Here is an 8676-nt window from a genome sequence, read left to right as displayed (position 1 = left end):
GTTGGGGGATGGTCGCGGATGAATCGCCTACAAGGGGCAGATGCTTGGTAGCAGCCCACTCCGTGGGCGACCGGAACCTTGCCTGAAGCCTGAAACTGTCGCGGTCGGAGCCCGCTGCTACGGCCCCTCCGGGGCAGCAGCTCGCTTTTTATGTCTTTGGGTTCCGCGGGCGACCCGGTGCCGAATCCGGCACCGGCCCCCGGTATCCGTTAAGCAACCGTCAGCACCAGCTTGCCACGGGTATGGCCGCTGGCGATCTGTTCGAAGGCCTTGCCGGCGTTCTCCAGCGGCAAACTGTCCGCCAGCTGCATCTTGACGCTGCCGGCGGCGCACAACTGTGCCAGCTGGCCGAGCTGGTCAGGGTTCGGTTCGACCCGGATCGGCAATACCCGCTTGCCACAGGCTTCGCCGGCGGCGATCAACTGATCCTTGGTAACCGACGGCAGGGTTACCAAAATCCCCTGATCGGCCAGGCAGTCCAGCGCGGCGACACCGGTGTCGCCACCCACGCCGTCGATGATCAGCTCCACCGTGCTGATTTCGCGGCTGAGGTCTGTGTCACGGTAATCGATGCAACGATCGGCGCCGAGCTGGCGCAGAAATTCATGGTTGCCGGCCGAGGCGGTGGCGATCACCGTGGCTCCGCGCCATTTGGCCAACTGCACCGCCAGGTGGCCGACACCACCGGCAGCGGCCAGGATCAATACCGTCTGGCCCGGCTGCAGCTCACCCTTGTCGAACAGCGCCTGCCAGGCGGTCAGGCCGGCGATCGACAGGCCGGCGGCGGTGGTGCTGTCCAGTCCGTCGGGGCAGATCGCCAGCTGGTCGGCCGGTGCCGCGACATATTCGGCGAAACAGCCGGCGCGCTCCGGAAAACGGATTACCCCCAGCACCCGATCACCCTCCTTGAGGTCGGTGACGTCATCGGCAACCTGGCTGACGGTGCCGGCCAGCTCCCAGCCGGGCACAAACGGCAGCTCGCCGATGAAGGGGGCCGCCCCGCCGCCGCTGCAGGTCTTCCAGTCGATCGGATTGACGCCGCAGGCCTCGGTGCGTACCAGCACCTCGCCGGCGTTCAGTTGCGGTACCGGCAGGTCGGTTAGCATCAACTGCTCCGGGCCGCCAAAGGCTTGAATCTGGATTGCTTTCATCGGAATCTCCCTGATCTGTCAGGCACCCAAGGCAGAGGAGGGCGCCGGCGATTTTTGTTAGTCTGTGACCCTTATCCATGTTACTGGCACAGGGACGCAAATGATCTATCTGGCAATGATCGAACAGGTACTGTTTTGGGGTGGTCTGCTGGTGCTGCTGATCTCACTGGCGATCTATGCGGGCCGCACCCGGGATTTCAAGTCGCTGGTATTATTCTGGCAGCCGACCATCCTGTTCAGCAAAATCGAATTCATCATCAACCGTACCGGCTTGACGATGATGCTGATCGCGGTGGCGATCCGTTTGTACAACTATTTCTTGGGGTAAGTCAGGATGACAGGAAATCCGTTTCGCGGCGCCGGCTACCTGCTGCGTGGGCTGCAGATGTTACCGGAGCCGTCTTTGCGCATGTTCGTGCTGATCCCGTTGCTGATCAACATCGTACTGTTCAGCGGCGCGATCTGGCTGCTGATCGACCAGTTCGAGAACTGGGTCGGTTACTGGCTGGCGAAGCTGCCCGACTGGCTCTCCTTCCTGGAGTGGCTGCTGTGGCCGCTGTTCGCCGTGCTGGTGCTGATCGTGGTCTATTACACCTTCACCCTGGTGGCGAATTTTATTGCCGCCCCCTTCAACGGCCTGCTGGCCGAGAAGGTGGAGATGAAGCTGCGTGGCCAGGTTAACAGCGCAAGCGGCTGGCAGGCGGCGCTGAAGATGATCCCGCAGGCGCTAGCCCGCGAGCTGGCCAAACTGCGCTACTACCTGCCACGCTTCCTGTTCATCCTGCTGCTGACCTTCATCCCGTTGGTCAACCTGGCGTCGCCGCTGCTGTGGTTTTTGTTCGGCAGCTGGATGATGGCGATCCAGTACTGCGACTATCCGATGGATAACAACCGGGTCAGTTTCGGCAATATGAAAAGCCTGTTGAAGTCGCACCGGCTGACGGCGTTGGGGTTTGGTGGCTTGGTACAGCTGGGGATGCTGGTGCCGGTATTGAACCTGATCCTGATGCCGGCGGCGGTGGTCGGTGCCACGGTTTACTGGGTGGAGGAGTATGCCGGCGAAGCCGATCAGCTGATGGATCTGCGCTGATCGCCTTGTGCCTTGTTGAATCGGCTAGGGTGGGCACGTTTTTGTGCCCACGCGGCGCTTGTTGACCCGATATAGATGTTTCCATCTAATCCGCGAAATGCCTTTTTGATGTGTGCCTTCGCGGATTGGCCCGGCCCGCCTCCTCGCCTGGATCCATGCGGGACGCGTCTGCCGCCGGATTAAAGGTTGTCGGACGGACGTTTAAGGCTGATCAGGCAACAGAATCCTGCTGGTCGTCGCTGAAGTCGTCGTCAAAGTCATCGTCGTCATCTTCCAGTCTGGCCAGCCGGGCGGCGGTGACCATCTCGTGCGGGAAGTGACAGGCGAAGGTGCTGCCCTGGCCGCTCTTGCTCTTGATGGTCAGGTGGGCGCCGTGACGGGCCAGCACGTGCTTGACGATCGCCAGGCCGAGGCCGGTACCGCCGCTTGAAGAGGAGCGGCTTTCGTCGACCCGGTAGAAGCGCTCGGTCAGGCGCGGAATATGGATCGAGTCGATACCGATCCCGTTGTCCTGTACCGAGAAATGGCCACCCTCCTTGTCGACCCACCAGCGGATGCGGATCTCGCCGTCGGCCGGGGTGTAGCGCACCGCGTTGAACACCAGGTTGGAGAAGGCGCTGTGCAGCTCGATCTCCTGGCCGAGCAGGTCGTAGCCGTCATCCATCTCCAGCTGGAACTGGTGCCCCTTCTCCCGGCCCAGCTCGACGGCGTCCTCGTAGATATGCTGCAGCATGCTGTGGATCTGGATCGGGTGTTCGTCGGAGATCTGCTGGCTGGCCTCCAGCCGCGACAGCAGTAGCAGGTCGGATACCAGGTTTTCCATCCGCCGGGACTGCTGTTGCATCTGTTGCAGGCCGCGGGTGAGCGGCGACGGCAGATCCTGCTCCAGATAGGTTTCCAGATAGCCGCGGATAACCGTCAGCGGCGTACGCAATTCGTGGGAGGCGTTGGCGACGAAGTCCTGCCGGGTCTGTTCCAGCTTGGTCAAGCGGGTGATGTCGCGGGCCACCAGCAGCCGGTCGCCTTCACCGAACTCGGTGATCAGGTACTGCAGCTGGATATCGCTGTTGACCGGCGACGGTAGTTGCAGCGGCTCGGCATAACTGCCTTTCTTGAAATAGCGGATGAAGCGCGGATCGCGCAGCAGGTTCATCACCGGCTTGCCACGGTCGGAGGCGGCCCGCAATCCGATCAGCCGGTCGGCAGCGCGGTTCCACCATTCGAGGTTGTTGTCGCGATCGATAATCACCACCGCATCGTGCAGTGCGGCGGAGGACTGCTGGAAGCGCGAGATGATATTGCGCAGGTAGTCTTCGCGAGAGCGCTGGCGTTTCTGCTGGCGCGACAGCTCGTCGAACAGGTCGCCCCAGTGGCCGAAGCTTTCCGGAGGCTCGCTGTCATTCTCACCCTGCAGCCATTGGATCAGCCGGTCGAACTGGCGGATCTGGTAGAGGCTCCAGGCGATGGCCGCAATTGCCAGGCACCAGGCGACCTGGCCGGTGATAAAACCGATCGCCACCGCTGCCGACATCACGATCAGCAGGCTGCCCAGAATGGAATGGCGAGGTTTGGTCATTGTTCGTGGTCTCAGGCAACTTTGGCTGAAAAGCGATAGCCTGTGCCGCGTACGGTCTGCACCAGATAGTCGTGGCGTTCGCCCAGTGCCTTGCGCAGGCGACGGATGTGCACGTCCACTGTGCGCTCTTCCACGTACACGTTACCGCCCCAGACCATGTCCAGCAACTGGCTGCGCGAGTAGGCGCGGTCCTGGTGGGTCATGAAGAACTGCAGCAGGCGGAACTCGGTTGGCCCCAGCTCGATCGGCGTGCTGTCGGAGGTGACGCGGTGGGAGATCGGGTCCAGGGTCAGGCCGTCGACGCTGACCGGCTCTTCGATCCCTTTCGGTGTGGTACGGCGCAGCACCGCTTTCAGTCGGGCGACCAGCTCGCGCGGTGAAAACGGTTTGATGATGTAGTCGTCGACACCCGCTTCCAGCCCTTTGATCTTGCTGTCTTCCTCGCCCTTGGCGGTCAGCATGATGATCGGGATATCCGCGGTCATCTCGTCCTTGCGCAGGCGGCGGGCGAACTCGACACCGCTGGTACCCGGCATCATCCAGTCCAGCAGCACCATGTCCGGCTTGTTATCGACAATCAGGCTGTGCGCCTGGTTGGCACTGTCCGCTTCCACGCATTCATAGCCGGCCATCTCAAGTGCAACCGCAATCATTTCACGAATCGGTGCTTCGTCGTCGACGATCAGCACCTTTTTCGAAGAAGACATGAATAACCGCCCCTCGATCGATTTTTTAAGATCGCACTATTACAGGATGTTTTTGTTACACAAATATGACATAGGACGGCAATTCTTGCCGTTGTTCCGCTCCTGTCAGCGTTCAGCCGAGTGCGTAATGCAGTGCCAGACCGATAAACACCAGCATACCGGCATAGTGATTATTGAGGAACGCCCGGAAGCAGGGCATCCGCTCGCGATGGCGGATCAGGTACTGCTGATAGAGGAACAGGGCGGCGGCGGCGGCCAGCCCCAGGTAGTACCAGAGCGACAGTTGCAGCTGTTGGCCGACCACGATCAGGCAGCTCAGGGTCAGCAGTTGCAGCAGGCCGACGATCAGCTTGTCGGCGTCGCCAAACAGGATGGCAGTGGATTTGACGCCGATCTTCAGGTCGTCGTCCCGGTCGACCATCGCGTACATGGTGTCATAGGCCACGGTCCACAGCAGGTTGGCCAGGTAGAGCAGCCAGGCGTAGGCCGGTACTGTTTCCTGCACGGCGGTAAATGCCATCGGGATCGCCCAGGAGAACGCAGCCCCCAGCACCACCTGCGGCAGGTGGGTATAGCGTTTCATGAACGGGTAGCAAAACGCCAGCAGCAGGCCGCCAAGCGACATCTGCACGGTCAGCGGGTTGGTGAACAGCACCAGGACAAAGGCGGCCAGCATCAGACCGGCAAACAGCAGCAGCGCTTCTTTCGAGCTGACCCGGCCGGCCGGCAGCGGGCGGTCGGCGGTCCGTTTGACGTGACCGTCGATGCGGCGGTCGGCAAAGTCGTTGATCACGCAGCCGGCTGCGCGGGTCAGGAAAACGCCGCCGGTAAAGATCAGCAGCAGATGCCAGGGGGGGAAACCGTCAGCGGCGAGCCACAAAGCCCAGAATGTCGGCCACAGCAGCAGGTAGGTGCCGATCGGCCGGTCGATGCGCATCAGCTGCGCATAGGCGGCCAGTTTTTCGAAGCTGGGCGTTGGAAGTTGAGCTTGCTGCTGCATCGGTCGACTCGGCGTTCTGCTGTTGATTGGGACTATTCTACCCGCAGCAGTTCCGGCAGAAAAACCTCGCATACCAGCAGCGGTTTGCCGGCCAGGTAGAACAACGAGCGTCGCGCCCAGGCGTGGCCGTTGTCAGCCAGTTTCAATTGGGCGATCTGCAGTGGTCCGCGGCGCATGGTCGGGTCGCGGAACATCAGTTGGCCCAGTGGTGTCGTGCCCAGCTGCGCCAGGATCCGCTGGCGGCCGGTCAGGGTGCTGGCCGGTATAATCGAACGGGCATAAACCCAGGGGGTGCCGCAGCCGATCAGCTGAACCTCCCGCACCAGTGCCCGTTCGCGATTGCGCATACCCAGTGCCCGCAACTCCGACCGGGTTGGCAGATCCCACTGTTGACGGATCACCTCCACCCGGAAATCGCCTTTGCTCTTGCTGATCAGCCGCTGGGTCAGCGAGCCGGGATCGGTCAGCCAGCGGCGCCACTGCAGCGGTGCCTGCAGCTGGCTGGGGCGGCGCAGTGAATGCCAGCGGGTATTGAACTGTTGTTGGGTCAGGGCGGTGGGGATGGGCACTGCAAAATCGTCCGGTGAAAAGGTGGCGCCATGGTACCATCGGTCGGCAAATGACGTAACGTACCGGAACATACTGTTTAACAAATGAACAAAAAAGTGCAGCAAGCCACACCGGAAACGGTTATAAAGCAAACCCGCGAATGGGTGGAGGCGGTTGTCGTAGGCCTGAACCTTTGTCCGTTCGCCGCGCCAGTGGTGCGTCAGCAGACGATCCGCTATGCGGTCAGTGAAGCTGTCGATGAGGAGGTGTTGCTACAGGACTTCCTGCGGGAGCTGCACTTGCTGCAGCAGAGCGACGAAGAGCAGATCGCCACCACGGTGCTGTCGTTCTCGCGGGCTTTGCAATGCTTTGACGACTACCTGGATCTGTTGGCGGTGATGGAGGGGCTGGTGGAGCAGGCAGGGCTGGACGGGGTATTTCAGCTGGCCAGCTTTCACCCGGACTACCTGTTCGATGGGGTCGATGCGGAGGATCGCAGCCATTGGACCAATCGGTCGCCCTGGCCGGCGGTGCATATTATCCGCGAAGGGCAGATGAGCCGGGTGCTGATGCATTACAAGGATCCGGAGCAGATTCCAGAACGCAATATCGAGTTGCTGCGCTCGTTGCCGGAAGAACGGTTGCGGGAGCTGTTTCCGCATCTGTTTTGATGTGGCTTGATGAAAAGCCTTCCAGTGGTAGGAGGGACTTCAGCCGCGACTCTTGGGGATTCTTGCTAAATCCGCGGCCTGTCGCCCTCTGAGCGGGCTGCTACGGCACGGACCCAGTAGCAGCCCGCTCAGAGGGCGATCGTTTTTAAGGCCTAATACGACGAAACCCCGCTAAAAAGCGAGGCTTCTGAATAGGTTGGTGCCCAGAGACAGAATCGAACTGCCGACACGGGGATTTTCAATCCCCTGCTCTACCGACTGAGCTATCTGGGCAACGAGGGCGTATTAAACAGCAACGACGTTGCCGAGTCAACGGATAGATAGCCCTGCGCTGCTGGTGGTTTTTGTAACTAAAAATAGATTAACGCCGCACAGTCGGGAAGGCGGCGTGTTTACGCTCTCGGCGCAGGTCTAGTAGGATAGGTCATTCAGGGAAGATGGCGGGAAGTTGTTGAATTTTCAAGTATAGAAGTCGCCCAGTTTTTAAAGGCTTGTCCAAGAATGTATGAATCCTTTTTCGGGTTGGAAAACCCGCCGTTCAAGATTACGCCGGATATGAGGGCGTTTTTCGGCGGGGGCAAGCGAGAAGAGCTGCTCAGCGCGTTGCTCTATACCATTAGCCGGGGCGAGGGGATCGTCAAGGTCACCGGCGAAGTCGGCAGCGGCAAGACCACCTTGCTGCGTGCGCTGGCCGCCAAGCTGGAACAGAGCGGAATCCGGCTGGTGTATATCAACAGCCCGAATATGCCGGCGCTCGATATCCTGCTGTTTATCTGCCGCGAGCTGGGGCTCGAGCCGGACGGCAGTGAGCCCAAGTTCGTCCACGTCGAGCGGTTGCAGGCCCACCTGCTGGATGCCCACAGCCGGGCGGAGCGGGTGGTGGTGTTGATCGACGAAGCCCAGGCGATGCCGCCGGAAACTCTGGAAGAGGTCCGCCTGCTCAGCAACCTGGAGACCGATGACGACAAGCTGTTGCAGATGGTGCTGTTCGGTCAGCCGGAGCTGAACGACAAACTGGACCGGGCCGAGCTGCGCCAGATAAAGGACCGTATCGCCTTCGAGCTGGAGGTGGAGCCGTTCTCACGCACGGAACTGAAGGATTACCTGAACTTCCGCATGCGCCGGGCCGGTTATAACGGTGAAGATCTGTTCACCGATCCGGTCGCCCGGCAGATACACCGGCATACCCGTGGTTTTCCGCGTCGGGTCAACCTGTTGGCCGACAAGGTGCTGTTGGCGGCTTTCACCGCCGGCGAGCGCAAACTGCGACCTCAGTTGATTCGCAATGCGTTGGGCGACAGTGGCAATAAGGTATCTGTATCAATGCCAATCATCGCCGCGGTTGTTATGGTGGCCCTGCTGGCGGCATTGGTAGGCGGTTGGCTCGGTACCCGAGGTTTTCCGCTGCAGACGGATGCGGCGATGGTAAAAAACGTGCCTGAAAAAGTGTCGGACGCGAAGCCGGCACAGATGCCGCCGCAACCGCCACAGCTGGTCGCGACGGCGACAGCTGACGAGCCGGAGCTCGTTCAGCCGCCTGAAAAACTCGGTCTACCGCCCGGAGCGGTTAAGCCGATGGCCGATACCGGAGGCCGGGCGTCGATGCGGCGTTGGTCGGCGGAGCAGCTGGCGGCCGGCAACAATTACACGCTGCAGTTGCTGACCGCGGCCCCTGAAGAGATTGCGCGCTTTATCCGTACCCTGCCGGATGCCGGCACGGATGCGGTCGCGCGCTATTACCGGGTGCAGGGCGAGGGTGCTGAAACCGCGGTACTGGTGCTGGGTGCTTATCCAAGTGTTAAAGATGCGCGCCGGGCGTTGGCACAGTTGCCGAAACCCTTCGTTAAATATGGTGCGTTTGTACGGAATATCGCCGATATAAACTCTGACCTGAAGGAGGCCGGTGTTTATGTCGCAACCGAATGAACAAGG

9 protein-coding genes and 1 tRNA gene are annotated in these 8676 nt (G+C 60.9%); 4 read left to right on the top strand and 6 right to left on the bottom strand.

Features of this window, described 5'->3' with window-relative positions; all coding sequences use genetic code 11:
* Positions 1 to 209: 209 nt before the first annotated feature.
* Positions 210 to 1151, bottom strand: a complete 942-nt coding sequence (locus tag K6T12_RS08035; protein ID WP_222221249.1) for an NADP-dependent oxidoreductase — start codon at positions 1149 to 1151, stop codon at positions 210 to 212.
* 100 nt (positions 1152 to 1251) lie between these two features.
* Here K6T12_RS08035 and K6T12_RS08030 point away from each other — a divergent pair, with 100 nt between their 5' ends.
* Complete coding sequence (locus K6T12_RS08030) at positions 1252 to 1479, top strand: hypothetical protein (RefSeq protein ID WP_255611626.1); 228 nt, start codon at positions 1252 to 1254, stop codon at positions 1477 to 1479.
* Positions 1480 to 1485: 6 nt separating this feature from the next.
* On the top strand, positions 1486 to 2241 hold the full coding sequence (cysZ, locus tag K6T12_RS08025; protein WP_222221247.1) for a sulfate transporter CysZ: 756 nt from the start codon (positions 1486 to 1488) through the stop codon (positions 2239 to 2241).
* A 211-nt stretch (positions 2242 to 2452) separates the two neighbouring features.
* On the opposite strand, the gene phoR is transcribed toward cysZ, so the two are convergent.
* The 4 genes from phoR to K6T12_RS08005 form a co-directional block, all read right to left on the bottom strand.
* The gene (gene phoR / locus K6T12_RS08020; RefSeq protein WP_222221245.1) at positions 2453 to 3817 is read right to left on the bottom strand and encodes a phosphate regulon sensor histidine kinase PhoR; all 1365 of its coding nucleotides are present in this window, start codon (positions 3815 to 3817) and stop codon (positions 2453 to 2455) included.
* Between the two features lie 11 nt (positions 3818 to 3828).
* Positions 3829 to 4524, bottom strand: coding sequence for a phosphate regulon transcriptional regulator PhoB (phoB, locus tag K6T12_RS08015; protein WP_222221243.1), 696 nt, complete (start codon positions 4522 to 4524; stop codon positions 3829 to 3831).
* 112 nt (positions 4525 to 4636) lie between these two features.
* On the bottom strand, positions 4637 to 5524 hold the full coding sequence (gene ubiA / locus K6T12_RS08010) for a 4-hydroxybenzoate octaprenyltransferase (RefSeq protein WP_222221241.1): 888 nt from the start codon (positions 5522 to 5524) through the stop codon (positions 4637 to 4639).
* A 32-nt stretch (positions 5525 to 5556) separates the two neighbouring features.
* On the bottom strand, positions 5557 to 6093 hold the full coding sequence (locus K6T12_RS08005; protein ID WP_222221239.1) for a chorismate--pyruvate lyase family protein: 537 nt from the start codon (positions 6091 to 6093) through the stop codon (positions 5557 to 5559).
* A gap of 84 nt (positions 6094 to 6177) precedes the next feature.
* Here K6T12_RS08005 and K6T12_RS08000 point away from each other — a divergent pair, with 84 nt between their 5' ends.
* The gene (locus K6T12_RS08000; RefSeq protein ID WP_222221237.1) at positions 6178 to 6744 is read left to right on the top strand and encodes a DUF1415 domain-containing protein; all 567 of its coding nucleotides are present in this window, start codon (positions 6178 to 6180) and stop codon (positions 6742 to 6744) included.
* A 197-nt stretch (positions 6745 to 6941) separates the two neighbouring features.
* On the opposite strand, the gene K6T12_RS07995 is transcribed toward K6T12_RS08000, so the two are convergent.
* A tRNA-Phe gene (locus K6T12_RS07995) sits at positions 6942 to 7017 on the bottom strand.
* A gap of 228 nt (positions 7018 to 7245) precedes the next feature.
* Between K6T12_RS07995 and K6T12_RS07990 the strand changes: the two genes are divergently transcribed.
* Entirely contained in the window at positions 7246 to 8670 is a 1425-nt protein-coding gene (locus K6T12_RS07990) for an AAA family ATPase (protein WP_222221235.1), read from the top strand.
* The last annotated feature ends 6 nt before the right edge of the window (positions 8671 to 8676 follow it).

The sequence above is a fragment of the Marinobacterium arenosum genome, from assembly GCF_019795155.1.
GTDB lineage: Bacteria > Pseudomonadota > Gammaproteobacteria > Pseudomonadales > Balneatricaceae > Marinobacterium_C > Marinobacterium_C arenosum.
This window is presented reverse-complemented; position numbering and strand designations above follow the sequence as displayed.